We start from the raw sequence: 16,016 nt of genomic DNA, 5'->3' as shown, positions 1-16,016 counted from the left end.
AAGTAAATGAGTATAAAGAAAAAATTCCTTAAATTACTTCAGTCAAGGCGTGTACATGCTCGTATAAAAAGGAAAAATAAAAAGAACAGAGCGCTACGCTTTTGTTCTTTCACGGCACTAGTTATCTCACTTGGCTGTCCTGTGTGTATATTGTTGAGTATATTAGTTAACTCTTACAGTGCCTTAACAGTAACGAAAATTTTATTGCCAGTTGAAATAAATGCTGATCTTACTTTGGCGAGTAATCCTAGTGATTTGCGGTATAAGTCCATTGGCTTACTCAACGATTCTTTACGTAAGGTGTTTGGAGGAACTGATTTTAAAGACGGTGACGAAATTTTAAGTCGTAATTCTTACAAAGAACTAGAGGAATTTTTTCGTAAGAAAGTAAAAGATAGTGGTGAATATGAGATCTGGTTTACCGCGTCAAGTATAATTAATTCAATAAATAAAGATAAACATTTGAATGATCGTTATGCTAAATTACTTGATTGGCTAAAAGAAAAGAGGAGAGTGAAAAAATTTTTTAATAAGTCTTTATTCCTTAAATCTGACTCTCGTGAACCTGAGAATGCAGGGATTTTAGGGGCATTTATCGGTTCATTAATGACAATTATAGTGTGCCTAGCATTAGCATTACCAATAGGAATTATGTCGGGCATCTGTCTTTACGAATTTATGCCTAAAAATAGGCTAATGACTAATATTGTAGAAATTAGCATGAATAATCTTGCTGCAGTGCCTTCAATAATATTTGGTGTAGTGGGCTTAACTCTCTATCTTGGCATATTTGGGCTACCACGCTCTTCACCACTTGTTGGTGGAATGACTCTTTCATTTATGATGTTACCTAATATTATAATTGCAACAAAAAATGCCTTTGCGAATGTTCCTATTACGATAAAAGATGCAGCGTTTGCGCTCGGTGCACCTCACATCAAGGTGATATTAGATCACTCTTTACCGATTGCGTTACCAAGAATAATACATGGTACTGTGCTTGCAATTGCAAGGATTTTAGGTGAATCTTCTCCTTTACTTATGATGGGTATGGTGGCATTTATTGCTGATACACCTACGTCCTTTTTCGATCCGGCAACTGTTCTACCTGTGCAAATATACATATGGTCAAGCAATCCTGAAATTGCATTTGTTGAACTTGCTGCTATCGCAATTATAGCTTTATTATTGGTGTTATTTGCGTTAAATTTAGTAGCAAATTTTGTAAAAAGGAAATTCGAATTTTTTAATTTTTAGCAATTCATGAAAATCACAGTCCTATCTGGTTATGGCTTAAATTGCGAAAAAGAAACTGCATTTGCATTTATGGAATGCAGCAGAAAACTTGGTATTGGTAATATTGAAGTAAAAATCGTTCACATTAACGATATCATAGATAATCCAGGTGAACTGAAATTAAGCAATATACTTGCAATTCCAGGGGGTTTTTCCTATGGTGATGACACTGATGCTGGTAATGCGTTTGCTTTACGTATTAAAAACAACTTGTTGGATGAGTTTCAAGAGTTTTTATCTCAGGACAAGCTGATTATAGGAATATGTAATGGTTGTCAAATATTAGTAAAATTAATTCCAGAGTTCTCTAATCTAGCTTTAATCCATAATGATATAGGCAATTACCAATGCCGCTGGATTAGAGTGAGAGTTAATCCGCAGAGTAATTCTGTTTGGCTACGGGGCCTGAGTGAACTATATCTCCCTATTGCTCATGGGGAAGGCAAATTTTTTATGGATCAAGATATTTTGAACCAATTGATTGAGAGCAATTCCACTGCATTACGTTACATTGATAAAAATGGCAACTATGCTAACCTACAATTTCCTTACAATCCGAATGGATCTACATACGACCTAGCAGCTTTATCAGATAAAAGTGGAAGAGTGCTAGCTTTAATGCCCCATCCAGAAAGGGGAATATTTTTTACCCAGCAAGATAATTGGCCCCTTGAAAAAGAAAAGAGCAAGCGTTTAGGTGTTGCTGTGCCAAAATATGGCGATGGAATGCTTATATTTGAAAATGCACTGAAGTATTTTTGTTAAAATTTATTGATAGGGGTTTATGGTCGAAATTATCCTCTGATATTATAAAAACTTACTTGACACCCTTTGCCAGCCCTCTTATCATGAAACTGAAGGTATTCATTTATCTTCAATCTGTGTAGATTAAACGACAACAGTATTACGTAATTGGCGTCTTATTTTTAATTTTTTGCACTATGCGCACCCTACGTCTTCACAACATTTCTGGGTTTTTACCTATATAAGCTGAAACGCGCTTATAAAGCGTTTAAGACAGTATAGCACGCCAATTTGCAGGATTAGAGAGTGACAACTAGGCTCTGTGGACAAAAAATATGAAAAGAGAGAAAAAGATGGTAGTTTAGCCTAATAGGTAAAAAATGGAGAAACTACCATATGCAATATTACATCAAAGAGGAAAATTGGAAACAAATTTTAGAGTTCATAAAAAGCGTAAAAGGAATGCACAGCAAAGATGAAAAACGTTTAAGAATATTCATAGAGGCAGTGTGGTACATAGTGCGAAGTGGTTGCCAATGGAGACTTTTACCAAAAACTTATGGTAATTACAGGAGTATACATAAGCGATTTAAAAGATGGTGTGAAAGAGATGTCTGGAAAAAATTGCTTGAATATACTAAACAAGAGCCTGATTTAGAAGTTGCTATAATCGACGGTACGATCATCCGAGCCCATCCATGTTCATCTGGATATACAAAAAACTCCAAGGATCAAGAAGCTTTAGGGAGGAGCAAAGGTGGCTTTACAACTAAAATACATGCGCTTGTCGATGCACTTGGAAATCCACTTAAATTTACTCTGACTCCTGGTCAAAGAAATGAAATTACGCAGGCACAAGTGTTGACCGAAAGTATCTATAACTCTACTGTAGTAGCTGACAAGGGCTACGATAGCAATGCCTTTGTTACAAGTCTTGAAGACAAGGGATGTACAGTAGTTATTCCGCCAAAACGGAATCGAAAAGTGCAAAGGTATTACGATGAGCATATCTACAAAGAACGTCATTTGATTGAGTGTTTTTTTGGTAAAATTAAAAATTTTAGGCGCATTTTTTCCAGATTTGATAAAACTGCTGAGGTTTTTATTGGTTTTCTCAATTTTGTTGGAGCTCTTGTATGGCTTCTCTAAAATTTTGTCCACAGAGCCTAGTTTCAGATCAAGAAAATGACATCCAGAACAATAATATACAACCAAGTTCACGAAGTGAAAAGAGAAGTAAACTGCCTGGTGTGGCTGCTTCTGCACTGGCAGTGGCTGGAGTTGCTTTAGGAATAACTATTGCAGTTCATTTGGAAATGTTAGCAGTGGGAATAGCAGTTGGAGCAATTTGTTGTCTTGTTGCTGCTGCAATCGTATATTACTGTAATAAGCCTTCAAATTCACTTGAAAATAGCAATGTCCAAGGGTTTTCTGAAAAGGTTCCACAACCCATTGTGTAAAATTCACAAGACCTATTAAAATATTTTTTTACTTTTCATCGTATATTTCTCAACATATTATCTGTAAGTACTAAAATAATTAACAATATGGCATTATTAATAGTTGAATCACCTGCGAAAGCAAAGACAATAGGTAAATATTTGAGTAAAGAGTTCAAAGTAGCTGCATCCTTTGGACATGTGAGGGATCTTCCAGCAAAAAACGGTTCTGTCGATCCGGATAATGATTTTGCTATAAAGTATGAAACCATTGAAAAAGCAGAAAAGTATATAAAAGAGTTAGTAAAAGCCGCAAGCAAAACATCAGATATATATCTTGCAACAGACCCAGACAGAGAAGGGGAAGCAATGGCTTGGCATGTGATAGAGACATTAAAAGAAAAGAAAGCAATCAATGATAAAAGCAACATTCATAGAGTAGTCTTTAATGAGATAACAAAGAGAGCAGTTCAAGAAGCAATAAAGAATCCACGTGAAATAAATATGGATTTAGTGCGTGCACAACAAGCACGTAGAGCTTTGGATTATCTAGTTGGATTTAGCTTGTCACCACTGCTGTGGACAAAATTGTCGGGGAGCAAGTCTGCAGGGCGAGTGCAGTCTGTTGCATTAAAGATTATATGCGAACGAGAAGATGAAATTAGTAAATTTATAACACAGGAGTATTGGAGCATAAAGGCAGAAATGCAAAATAGCAAAGATGAGGCTTTTTTTGCTATGCTAAGCCACTATGACAATAAAAAGCTAGAAAAATTTGATATTAAGAATGAAGAAGAAGCAAAGAACTTAGTCAGGGAGATTGAATCAAGGCAATATGCTGTAAGCACAGTAGAACGCAAGCAAGTTAAGAGAAACCCGCTTCCTCCGTTTATTACTTCAAGTCTTCAGCAAGATGCAGTAAATAAGCTGTATTTTAACGTGAAAAATGTTATGCGAGTAGCGCAAAATTTATACGAAGGTATCGATATTGGTGGTGAAACTGTAGGGTTGATAACTTACATGCGTACAGATGGGTTTCATATTGCAGATGAGGCTATAAACTCAATTAGAGGGTCAATTAAGTCATTATATGGTGATAAATATTTACCGCAGTCCCCTCGTAAATATGTAAAAAAGGTCAAAAATGCTCAAGAAGCACATGAAGCAATTCGTCCAACTGATATCAATAGAACGCCGGGTAGTATTAAGGATTACTTAACGCCAGAGCAATTTAAATTGTATGATTTAATCTGGAAAAGGACCATTGTAAGTCAAATGGAGTCGGCGATTCTTGATCAAGTGGTAGTTGAAATTAGCTCTACTGATCAGAAAGTGATTCTGCGAGCAAGTGGGTCGAGTATATTCTTTGATGGTTTTTATAGAGTCTACCAAGATAATATAGAAGCCGAAAATGAAGGCCTGCTACCTGCCATGAAGGAAGGGGAAGCGTGTAAGCTGATTTCAGTTGAGCCAAAACAGCATTTCACTCAACCGCCACCTCGTTATAGTGAAGCAAGTATCGTTAAAAAAATGGAAGAAATCGGTATAGGTCGACCATCAACTTATGCAACAATTATTTCGGTATTACAAGATCGTGAGTACGTTTCATTGGATAGCAAAAGGTTTATTCCAAGCAGTCGTGGTAAAATCGTTACTATATTTTTAGAAACTTTTTTTCAGCGTTGTGTAGAGTATGATTTCACAGCACAAATGGAAGAAAAGCTTGATTTAATTTCAAATGGACATGCAGATTGGAAAAAAGAATTAGGCCACTTTTGGGTGCCATTTTTTGGTCATGTAAACTCTGTTAAGCAAATGACGCATGATGAAGTTTTCAGCGGTATTCACGATTTGGTAATCGATTGGTTTTGTTCAGAAGAAGGAAGAAAAGAGGTGAATACGAAATGTCCTATTTGCTCTGATGGCATATTGAAATTGAACTTTGGGCGAACAGGAGTGTTCCTTGGATGTTCTAACTATCCTGAATGCAGCCATACAAAAGAAATTACGGGCAGTAACGACAATTCAGAATATCCAAAAAGTTTAGGTATAGATGATATAACAAACCAAGAAGTGATGATCAAAAAGGGTCCTTTTGGACTTTATCTGGAGTTTAATAACGAGTTAAAAAAGAAAAAAACGGTTTCCATACCAAAAGATATAAATGTTAATGAGATTGATCTGAGCACCGCTACTCAGTTACTTTCCTTGCCGAAAGTAATCGGAGAACACCCTGAAACCGGAAAGGAAGTAAAAATAGGCCTTGGACGATTTGGGTACTATATTTTCTATGATGGTAGATACTTTTCTCTTAAGAAAAGCTCCAAAGAGGTGCTGAATACAGAATTGAGCGAAGCTGTACAAATTATTGCAAACAGTCCACGCAAAGAGTTAAAATCTCTCGGGCTTAATGAAAAAGGAAAAGAAGTTTTTATCTGCAACGGTAGGTACGGATTCTATATAAAATGCGGTAAAACAAACGTTGCTTTGGGCAAGAGTGCAGATATTGAAAGCATAGATTTGAAGAAGGCTTTAGAGCTGATTAAGGGTAAGAAGTAAATACTTAAAAGGTATATATTTATAACTTTTTTATAAATAAAATAAGTTGAGGTATTGTATCTTATAATTGAAAAAAACACTTGTAAGTTCTATTTTTAGTACATACATTAGCCTTTTTATAATTTGCGAAGTAAAATTATGTTAAATAACATTGAACATTATGATTTATATAAAATTTTTGAGAAATATAGTAAGAACAATGATGAATTAGCAGACTATGAGCGTTTAATAGGTAAGTATATTGAGAAGGCGATTGAAAAAGGTAATAATTGCTTTGAAGAAAGTGGTCTGCTTTGCCCGATAACAGGAGAACTAATATTAGAGCCTGTTAGAATAATATATGATGATGATTCAAAGTCGCAAAATGTGTTTGAGTACCATGAGATTTTTAAGTGGTGGGAAAAAGAAGGGGATAACGCAACAGACCCATGTACCAAAAGGCCTGTAAAAGCTCTTTATCTAGATGAGGAAATAAGACGAGCAATAGAGGATAAGTTATGGGAATGCTTCAATGAATATTATTATGAGTTACTGGATAATGAAAAAAGAGGTATTAATGAGGCGGTAAGCTTTCTAAAGTTAATGCGATTTATTGAGTGTGGTGATTACTATCAGGTGTTACAATGTCTTAATGGTGGTGTTAATATTAATGCTCAAAACGATAGTAGTCAAACCCCATTACACATTGCTTCCTTCAAAGGTGTGGCTAGTGTAGTAAAACTTCTTTTAGAGAGAGGTGCTAAAATCGATACCCGGGATAATCAAGATGAAACTGCATTACACTATGCTTCTTATTATGGTCACCGTGCTACAGCAGAAATTCTTTTAAAGAAAGGTGCTAAAATCAATACCCGGGGTAATCTAGGTAAAACTGCATTACATCATGCTGCTTCTGCTAATAATGCTGATATGACTAAATTTCTTCTGGAGGCAGGAGCCAAAGTTAATGCGAAAGATAGCTTTGATAGAACACCACTTTTCTTTACTGACAATGAAGAAATAATTACTTTACTTAGAAATAAACAAATTATTGAGTTGGTTATTGAGGATAATTATGATCAGGTGTTACGGTGTCTTAACGATGGTGCTGATGTTAATGCTAAAAACGATAATAAGGAAGCCATGTTACACATGGCTTCCTTAAGAGGTATGACTAGTATAGTAAAACTTCTTTTGGAAAAAGGTGCTAACATTAATATCCAGAATAATCTGGGTAGAACTGCATTACACCATGCCACTTCTACTAATAATGCTGATATGGTTGAATTTCTTCTGAAGGCAGGAGCCAAAGCTAATATAAAGGATAATAATGGTAGAAAACCATCTTCTTTTACTGAAAATAAAAAAATAATAGGTTTACTTAAAAATCCACCAGCTAGATGCCTTTCTGATGTTATGGTTAGCTGTCTTTCAACGCCCACTTCTGTTTTTTGTGGAAAGTAATATGGATTGATGTATTAGTCAATAGATGTACTTCAGGTTATTTAATTTGCTAGGCTCTGTGGACAAAATTTTAGAGAAGCCATACAAGAGCTCCAACAAAATTGAGAAAACCAATAAAAACCTCAGCAGTTTTATCAAATCTGGAAAAAATGCGCCTAAAATTTTTAATTTTACCAAAAAAACACTCAATCAAATGACGTTCTTTGTAGATATGCTCATCGTAATACCTTTGCACTTTTCGATTCCGTTTTGGCGGAATAACTACTGTACATCCCTTGTCTTCAAGACTTGTAACAAAGGCATTGCTATCGTAGCCCTTGTCAGCTACTACAGTAGAGTTATAGATACTTTCGGTCAACACTTGTGCCTGCGTAATTTCATTTCTTTGACCAGGAGTCAGAGTAAATTTAAGTGGATTTCCAAGTGCATCGACAAGCGCATGTATTTTAGTTGTAAAGCCACCTTTGCTCCTCCCTAAAGCTTCTTGATCCTTGGAGTTTTTTGTATATCCAGATGAACATGGATGGGCTCGGATGATCGTACCGTCGATTATAGCAACTTCTAAATCAGGCTCTTGTTTAGTATATTCAAGCAATTTTTTCCAGACATCTCTTTCACACCATCTTTTAAATCGCTTATGTATACTCCTGTAATTACCATAAGTTTTTGGTAAAAGTCTCCATTGGCAACCACTTCGCACTATGTACCACACTGCCTCTATGAATATTCTTAAACGTTTTTCATCTTTGCTGTGCATTCCTTTTACGCTTTTTATGAACTCTAAAATTTGTTTCCAATTTTCCTCTTTGATGTAATATTGCATATGGTAGTTTCTCCATTTTTTACCTATTAGGCTAAACTACCATCTTTTTCTCTCTTTTCATATTTTTTGTCCACAGAGCCTAAGTGGGTTTTAACTTCGCCCTTAAGTTCTGTTCAGCAGTATCTGTTAGTGTTAGGTAAGGTTATGGTTGTAAATACAAAATCCGATCAGCAGAGGGCTGAAGATGATCTATATACTGTTTTGAGATTCAAAGGAAAAGGAGATTTTGAAAGACGGATAAGAGAACTGCTTGTTAACGATTATAAGAAACTTAAAAAACCACTGAGCAAACTCCTTGGTAAGTTAGAAAGTAAAATAAGGACTGATAAAGAGAACAACCAAGCAGCCAGAAACGTTTATGATCAAATCAAAAAATCTAAAACTAATGAAGATAAATTAAGTAATTTATTGAACTTTAAAAAACAGCTAAAAGCTTTCCTAAAAAATCAAGATGATCGCGGTATTGTGTTAAATGCAATTGACTCTGCAAGTGTTAGTCCTGTTATTGAAGTTGATGTTGTGCACCCAAAAGAGAGTGAGATTAAAAAATTTAAAAAAGCTCAACCTCTCACCTCTAACAGGCAAGACTTTGAAGACGCTCTGAGATACATAGAATCACAAGAAAAAGTTATGGGGATTACATTAGAGAAGCTTAGGGAATACAAGCAACACTCTGTTAAGATTTTTCTACTGAACCGTGTTAATTCATGCAAAAATGGGCATTCTCAATTGCATCCTGATGTAAAAGAAGCTATAGCAATATTATCAAATGATAAGCTGAGAGCTTTCTACGATGAAGAAGTAAAGAAGAAGACGCTACAACCAATATTATCCTACAAAGAATGTGAACAATTATATGACAAAATTAACTACGAAAAAAACGAATCTCATATTGTAATTGAAAGAGGAGAACTTATGGAGAATGTTGAAAAGGTAATGAATAAGCACTGCTTTACTAGTGGAAGCAGTAAAAATGCTCAAGAGAGTGTTACTAGTCCAACAGAAATTTCTGTGTGTCAGAGGCAAGAGCAAGTTGCTTCTAGCAATAATGAGACATTTGGGAATAGAGATGCGATTTCGGATAGCTCGATTATTGAGAGTATATTCAACGACACAGGAATATCGGCTAACCTCAATGAGGATCGGATTTATACGAGCACTCCTACTAAAAAGGGTAACAGAATCCTCACAGATAAGGATTCAACTGATCAGGAAGGTTTTGACAGCCTGAGCATTATAGAAGAAGTGTTATGTGATAGTAGTAGGGCTTGCCACAAAAATGAGTCTAAAGGCAACTCTAAAGATTTGTTACAAGAAATTCATGAACTTAAAGTAGCATTAAAAATAAAAGAAGAAATTAATTGTTTTCTGAAACAAGCAAATCTTCGATTGACCGAAGAAAAACTTCAGTTTGTGGAAGAAAAAAAAGATCTTCTAAATAGAAATAGTATACTGGAGAATAAGCTGTTCAACGTATCCAAAGAAAGAACAGAGAACGTAAGTAGATTTGGAGAAATTACTCAATCCAGTGATGAGTGTTCCTGGAAATTAGAGAGTGAGCAAGGACTGACACAAAGGATTGATGAATTGGGGAGAGCCGTTAACGAATTGATATTAGCAAACATTACACAAGAGGGCCTAATCAATATAAAGCAAGGTTATAGTAGAAGGGCTAGCAGCCCAAGTCAACCTCCTGAGCAGTTCAAAGCAGTAAAATCTCAATTCTCAGAAGCAAGCGCTCATGGTAGAAAGCAAATAATTTATGCCTCTGCTTCTCTTATATTATCTGGAGCATTTGCTGTTGGTACAAGTTTAACAATGTCTCATTTAGGAATATCTATTGCACTTGCTTTGACTGCATTAACTTTCCTTACATTGGGATGTTATTGTTCGTATAAGGCAAGTACGACGCTTAGGAATATTGAACTTGATCAAACTTTTAAAATGGCTAATCATGAAGCTGTTTTTATGGTTCCTAGTTTATAACTGTTTGGAAAAATATATTGTTTTACCCCCCAAAAGATTTAGTGAAAAAGAGGTAGAGAGAAAGATGAAAGGGTCTATCAGCTCTCGGTGCGGCAAATTAGTTGCTGACAGTGATATAGAACATTACTTGGTGCTCTAGGCTCTGTGGACAAAAAATATGAAAAGAGAGAAAAAGATGGTAGTTTAGCCTAATAGGTAAAAAATGGAGAAACTACCATATGCAATATTACATCAAAGAGGAAAATTGGAAACAAATTTTAGAGTTCATAAAAAGCGTAAAAGGAATGCACAGCAAAGATGAAAAACGTTTAAGAATATTCATAGAGGCAGTGTGGTACATAGTGCGAAGTGGTTGCCAATGGAGACTTTTACCAAAAACTTATGGTAATTACAGGAGTATACATAAGCGATTTAAAAGATGGTGTGAAAGAGATGTCTGGAAAAAATTGCTTGAATATACTAAACAAGAGCCTGATTTAGAAGTTGCTATAATCGACGGTACGATCATCCGAGCCCATCCATGTTCATCTGGATATACAAAAAACTCCAAGGATCAAGAAGCTTTAGGGAGGAGCAAAGGTGGCTTTACAACTAAAATACATGCGCTTGTCGATGCACTTGGAAATCCACTTAAATTTACTCTGACTCCTGGTCAAAGAAATGAAATTACGCAGGCACAAGTGTTGACCGAAAGTATCTATAACTCTACTGTAGTAGCTGACAAGGGCTACGATAGCAATGCCTTTGTTACAAGTCTTGAAGACAAGGGATGTACAGTAGTTATTCCGCCAAAACGGAATCGAAAAGTGCAAAGGTATTACGATGAGCATATCTACAAAGAACGTCATTTGATTGAGTGTTTTTTTGGTAAAATTAAAAATTTTAGGCGCATTTTTTCCAGATTTGATAAAACTGCTGAGGTTTTTATTGGTTTTCTCAATTTTGTTGGAGCTCTTGTATGGCTTCTCTAAAATTTTGTCCACAGAGCCTAGAAAAATGTTGTAGAATGGCTTTTGCCATTCTACTTTTTGAAGTGCAACTTTCCAATTCTATAGCTAACATAAGACTATCTCAAGACCTCGTCATCTCGCTGTTTGTTAGCGCCGCGGCGGTATGACGTAGAGAGATCTTATTTATTATAGCTATAACACTGAAGTTTACAATCAGAACAAACCACCTGGGCACGTGGAACTGATTTCAGTTTATCAGTTGAAACTTGATTTGAGCAGAATATGCATTTTATTGTGTTGCTTGGAGTAAGTGAGTTATCAACAGCAACTCTATCATCAAAAACAAAACACTCACCTTCCCAATTACCATTTTTATTATAAGTTTTTTCAAGGTAAGAAAGAATGCCGCCTTTAAGATGGTAAACATCACTAAATCCAAGGCTTTTCATATATGCTGTAGATTTTTCGCATCTAATTCCACCAGTGCAGTACATAGCCACTTTCAGGTCTTTACTCTCAGAAAATGACTCTGTCCACTGAGGAAACTCACGGAAACATTGTGTGTGTGGATTAATTGCATTTTTAAACTTGCCTAATTTCACTTCATACTCATTTCGTGTATCTATTACTAAAACGTCAGGTTGAGAAGTAAAATCATCCCAATGCTCTGGATCAACATATTTACCCTTAAGGGAAATATCAAGATTGCTTACACCAAGATTCACAATCTCTCTTTTTAATTTTACCTTCATCTTGCTAAATGGTTGATGTTCTGCTGCACTCTCTTTCCATGTAAGGTCCCTTAGCCTATAATCAGAACGTAGAAAATCAAATATTTTATCAATCGCGTTTCTTTCACCAGAGACGGTTGCATTAATACCCTCTTCTGCAAGGAGTATAGTACCCTTTAACTCAACGTTGTTGCATGCAGCTTTTATTTCGTCTTTCATGTCATAATAATTAGAGAGTTCTACAAAGTGATAGAAAGTTGCAATGACGAAGCTCATGATTATTCACTTATCAACTAAAAACATGATATACAAAATTATAAAGATATTCAATAGTACGGCTGTTATAGCTAAAGTGGCTCTACAATTTGAAAAACCGTCATTCCGCTACTCGTTAGCGGAATCTATACTGAGATACCGCGAATGAATCCATAACTGTACGAACATTGTGATTTGAGAGCAATTTCCACAAGGGAGGATGTCATCCCAGTGCTCCTTTTTTTGTCATCCAAGTAGCTAACACTGGGAGCCAGCTTTTTTGTAATTTTATTGAAAATGTTGTATAGTCGTTTGTTTACAATCAATTTTTCTGGATCCAAGTAGTCTGGGCACTGCCTTTGTGTTTGAGGCAAAACCTGCTATAACATTTAACACACTGCTTTCACAAACGAATGTTCGTACAGTTGTGGGCGGTATGACGTAGGGAAACCTTTCTTGGGTTAGCTATAATTACTGGATATCTTCAGTTTTTACATATAACATTTTAATATAAAATATAGATTCAAATTAATGTTTTTAAGAGTATTTAAAAATATATTCTTATTTCTAGTAAGTATATTATTCGTCTGCCCAATATTATCATTAATATCAATTCTATTTACAGAATCAGCAAGTTCTGGATGGGTAATTAGTACACTTTTCCCTGAATATATACTGAGTACGTTAATTTTGATGATAGGAGTGGGGGGAATATCTTTCATATTTGGAGTAATTCCAGCGTGGCTCACCACATTTTTTTCATTTCCTGGAAGTAAAATTTTTGAGATTGCTTTGTTCTTTCCGATATCGATTCCCGGATATATAGTAGCGTTCGTCTATGTAAATACACTAGAGTTTTCAGGTCCGGTGCAGAGCTCATTAAGAGACATTTTAGATTGGAGCAAAGGTGACTATTGGTTTCCTGAAATAAAATCTCTAGGTGGTGGAATATTAGTAATGGGATTTAGTTTATATCCATACGTTTATATGTTAGTCCGCTCAAGTCTAAAGAATGTTAGTAACTCAGTCACTATTGCATCAACACTTGGATTCTCCTCATTGAAGAGCCTGTTTTCTGTCATCATACCCTCCATACGCCCATCAATTATAGCAGGGTTATCCTTGGTACTAATGGAGGTAATTACAGATTTCGGCACACCACAGTTTCTTGCTATCGATACTTTTACGACAGGAATATATCGCACCTGGTTTTTACTGCATGACAAATATTCAACTACTGTTTTAGCAGTTGCAGAGTTGATTTTCGTTGCAACACTAATAGCTATCGAAAAAAAACTACAAAAAAAAGGAATATCCTACTCTTCAATCAATACCAATTCAGATTATCACAACAAACGGAGTATAAGTGGCGCTATACCGTTGATCTTTGCTTATCTTATGTGTGTATTGCCGATATTAATAGGTTTTATTTTGCCAATGATTCCGCTCATATATTGGAGCATAGAGAAGGGGTTTTTCATATACGAAGCAAGATTCTATAACATAATAGCAAATAGCGTTAGTTTATCATTTATCACCGCATTAATCTCAATTAGCATTGCAATAATGATTGGATATACGGCGCGTAAAAATAAGGTAATCAATAATGTAGCACGTCTCATTTCTTTAGGCTACGCAATTCCAAATGCAATTATCGCAATTAGCATAATAATATTTTTAAGCAGAATATCCTCTTTCATTACTCAATATATTGTGGAAATTAGCTTGGTAGGAACTATTGGCGCTTTAATTTACTCATATTTATTTCGTTTTTTTGCTATATCTTTCAAGGCGGTAGAGTCAGGGCTCAAAAAAACACCAAATGAAATTGAGTGGACTGCATATACCATGGGTCATGGGCCTATTTCCACATGTTTGAATGTTCATATCCCTCTCATCAAGAAGAGTATATTATCGGGATTTTTGCTCGTATTTATGGATACTATCAAAGAGCTCACAGCAACACTCATTATAAGACCATTTAATTTTGAAACTATATCAACTAGAATATATGAACTTGTAAGCGATGAGCGCTATAGAGAAGCTGCCCCATTTTCGTTAATGATAGTTATAATAGGCTTAATCTCTACAATAACCTTATTTACACTTGATGATAAGGATAAAAAATAAACTATTTTGATAGTTAATGGGGTCTAGTTTTGACGTATGGACTATCCAAAGAAAAGGGTGGTATCATAACCTCAAAAATTTTTATGCTTTCTTCATTTAGAAATTCATACTTACCCTGCATTATTCCTGACGGTGCATTTAAGTATGTTCCACTTGTGTATTTAAATACCTCTCCAGATTTTATCACAGGTTGTTCTCCGATAACACCAACTCCGGCAATTTCATTTATTTTTCCCTTATAATCTATTATTTGCCAATGACGACTTAATAATTGAATAGTTGATTGGCTTTTGTTTTTTATCTTAACGTTATACATCCATACATAGCAATTTTCATAAGGAATGGATTGCTCTTCAATATAAATTGGTAAAACTGTAACTTCAACAAAGTTGGTAGTTAGTGTGTATTCTAGAATCATTATAGAATATTCATGATAAAAAGATAACATTCTAATTATATACTTTTTTCATAGATTTTTCAAGTATACTCTAATTAGGAAATATCAATTTATAGTATGAATGAACCAGATGCGCTGAGCAAAAAAGTAATAGGAATAATAGGTGGTGGACAATTAGGTAAAATGGCTGCTATCGCTGCAACAAAACTTGGACAAAAAACACATGTTTTTGCCAGTGCTAAGGACGATCCGGCTTGCTCTGTTGCTGATGATTTCACAATAGCAGATTTCTCTGATAAGAAAGCGCTTGAATCTTTTGCACAGAGTGTGGATTTGGTCACTATTGAGTCTGAAAATATTCCATGTAGCGCAATTGATATCGTATCACAGCACGCAGATTTTTATCCAGGTAAAAAAGCATTACACATTGCGCAAAATAGGCTTAGAGAGAAAGATTTCATTAGAAGCTTGAGTATAAAAACTGCTGAATACAAAAGTATACAAAATTATAATGAGCTACTGAAAAGCAGCAGAGCTTTTGGCTATCCAACAAGACTGAAAACAACAGAAATGGGTTATGATGGAAAAGGGCAATATGTGCTTAAGAATGATTCTGAAGTGAAGCAATTTGCTTCCTTTGATTGGAATACAGAGTACATTCTTGAAGCAAGTGTTGATTTACTGAAAGAGGTTTCAATAGTCGTTGCAAGAGATAAAAACGGTAAAGTAGCTTTTTTTCCTATAGCAGAAAATTACCACGTTGATGGAATACTTGATACTTCAACAGTGCCAGCTAAAATAGATAGCAAATTAACTCAAGAGGTACAACGAGCTGCAAAGAAAATAGCAAATGCGCTCGATGTAATAGGAATTCTGGCTATTGAATTTTTTGTTACTAAGGATAACGAATTGTTAGTTAATGAACTAGCTCCAAGACCTCACAATTCTTGCCACTGGAGCTTGGATGCATGTAACGTTAGTCAATTTGAACAGCTGGTTAGGATAATATGCGGGCTACCTATGCAGGAAGTAGTATTACGCTTTCCTTGTATGACGAAAAATATAATAGGTAATGATATATATGATTCTCATAAGTATTTGAGCAACGAAAAAGCTAGTTTAACCATATATGGGAAAAAAGAGGTTAGGGATAAGCGTAAAATGGGACATGTCAATATAGATTTAAGTTAACAGTTTTTCTACGTTATACCGCCACAACTGTACGAACATTGTGATATGATGAGATGTTACATAGTAAACGAT

14 protein-coding genes are annotated in these 16,016 nt (G+C 35.3%); 11 read left to right on the top strand and 3 right to left on the bottom strand.

The features are described 5' to 3' along the window. Positions 1-6 precede the first annotated feature (6 nt). The 6 genes from pstA to OPR60_RS01930 all read left to right on the top strand — a co-directional run bounded on the left by pstA (position 7) and on the right by OPR60_RS01930 (position 7,481). Complete coding sequence (gene pstA / locus OPR60_RS01955) at positions 7-1,257, top strand: phosphate ABC transporter permease PstA (RefSeq protein WP_065094835.1); 1,251 nt, start codon at positions 7-9, stop codon at positions 1,255-1,257. A gap of 6 nt (positions 1,258-1,263) precedes the next feature. Then, on the top strand, positions 1,264-2,061 hold the full coding sequence (locus OPR60_RS01950; protein WP_265039871.1) for a phosphoribosylformylglycinamidine synthase subunit PurQ: 798 nt from the start codon (positions 1,264-1,266) through the stop codon (positions 2,059-2,061). A gap of 375 nt (positions 2,062-2,436) precedes the next feature. Continuing rightward, entirely contained in the window at positions 2,437-3,189 is a 753-nt protein-coding gene (locus tag OPR60_RS01945) for an IS5 family transposase (RefSeq protein WP_265039632.1), read from the top strand. After that, positions 3,177-3,500, top strand: a complete 324-nt coding sequence (locus OPR60_RS01940; RefSeq protein ID WP_265039869.1) for a TomO hydrophobic C-terminal domain-containing protein — start codon at positions 3,177-3,179, stop codon at positions 3,498-3,500. The genes OPR60_RS01945 and OPR60_RS01940 overlap by 13 nt, the downstream gene beginning before the upstream one ends. An 87-nt stretch (positions 3,501-3,587) precedes the next feature. After that, positions 3,588-6,038, top strand: coding sequence for a type I DNA topoisomerase (gene topA, locus OPR60_RS01935; protein ID WP_065094633.1), 2,451 nt, complete (start codon positions 3,588-3,590; stop codon positions 6,036-6,038). A 138-nt stretch (positions 6,039-6,176) separates the two neighbouring features. Beyond that, entirely contained in the window at positions 6,177-7,481 is a 1,305-nt protein-coding gene (locus OPR60_RS01930; RefSeq protein WP_265039867.1) for an ankyrin repeat domain-containing protein, read from the top strand. Between the two features lie 70 nt (positions 7,482-7,551). On the opposite strand, the gene OPR60_RS01925 is transcribed toward OPR60_RS01930, so the two are convergent. Further along, positions 7,552-8,304: an IS5 family transposase gene (locus OPR60_RS01925; protein WP_265039632.1), complete on the bottom strand. Its 753-nt coding sequence runs from the start codon at positions 8,302-8,304 to the stop codon at positions 7,552-7,554. Between the two features lie 66 nt (positions 8,305-8,370). Between OPR60_RS01925 and OPR60_RS01920 the strand changes: the two genes are divergently transcribed. The 3 genes from OPR60_RS01920 (at position 8,371) to OPR60_RS01910 (ending at position 11,407) form a co-directional block, all read left to right on the top strand. Continuing rightward, on the top strand, positions 8,371-10,290 hold the full coding sequence (locus tag OPR60_RS01920; RefSeq protein WP_265039865.1) for a TomO hydrophobic C-terminal domain-containing protein: 1,920 nt from the start codon (positions 8,371-8,373) through the stop codon (positions 10,288-10,290). A 218-nt stretch (positions 10,291-10,508) separates the two neighbouring features. Beyond that, positions 10,509-11,261: an IS5 family transposase gene (locus OPR60_RS01915; protein ID WP_265039632.1), complete on the top strand. Its 753-nt coding sequence runs from the start codon at positions 10,509-10,511 to the stop codon at positions 11,259-11,261. Further along, complete coding sequence (locus OPR60_RS01910) at positions 11,249-11,407, top strand: hypothetical protein (protein WP_265039863.1); 159 nt, start codon at positions 11,249-11,251, stop codon at positions 11,405-11,407. Before OPR60_RS01915 ends, OPR60_RS01910 begins: the two co-directional genes overlap by 13 nt. 12 nt (positions 11,408-11,419) lie before the next feature. Here OPR60_RS01910 and trhO read toward each other — a convergent pair whose 3' ends face one another. Continuing rightward, entirely contained in the window at positions 11,420-12,247 is an 828-nt protein-coding gene (gene trhO, locus OPR60_RS01905) for an oxygen-dependent tRNA uridine(34) hydroxylase TrhO (RefSeq protein ID WP_265039861.1), read from the bottom strand. A 510-nt stretch (positions 12,248-12,757) separates the two neighbouring features. Here trhO and OPR60_RS01900 point away from each other — a divergent pair. Beyond that, complete coding sequence (locus tag OPR60_RS01900) at positions 12,758-14,356, top strand: ABC transporter permease (protein WP_065095330.1); 1,599 nt, start codon at positions 12,758-12,760, stop codon at positions 14,354-14,356. Positions 14,357-14,369: 13 nt separating this feature from the next. Here the strand turns inward: OPR60_RS01900 and apaG are convergent, their stop codons facing one another. Beyond that, positions 14,370-14,771, bottom strand: coding sequence for a Co2+/Mg2+ efflux protein ApaG (apaG, locus tag OPR60_RS01895; RefSeq protein WP_174525404.1), 402 nt, complete (start codon positions 14,769-14,771; stop codon positions 14,370-14,372). Between the two features lie 99 nt (positions 14,772-14,870). Here apaG and OPR60_RS01890 point away from each other — a divergent pair, with 99 nt between their 5' ends. Beyond that, positions 14,871-15,944, top strand: a complete 1,074-nt coding sequence (locus OPR60_RS01890; RefSeq protein ID WP_065094629.1) for a 5-(carboxyamino)imidazole ribonucleotide synthase — start codon at positions 14,871-14,873, stop codon at positions 15,942-15,944. The last annotated feature ends 72 nt before the right edge of the window (positions 15,945-16,016 follow it).

The organism is Wolbachia endosymbiont (group A) of Trypoxylon clavicerum (assembly GCF_947251665.1).
GTDB lineage: Bacteria > Pseudomonadota > Alphaproteobacteria > Rickettsiales > Anaplasmataceae > Wolbachia > Wolbachia pipientis.
Note: the sequence above shows the minus strand (reverse complement) of the source record. Positions and strands in the feature narration are given on the sequence as shown.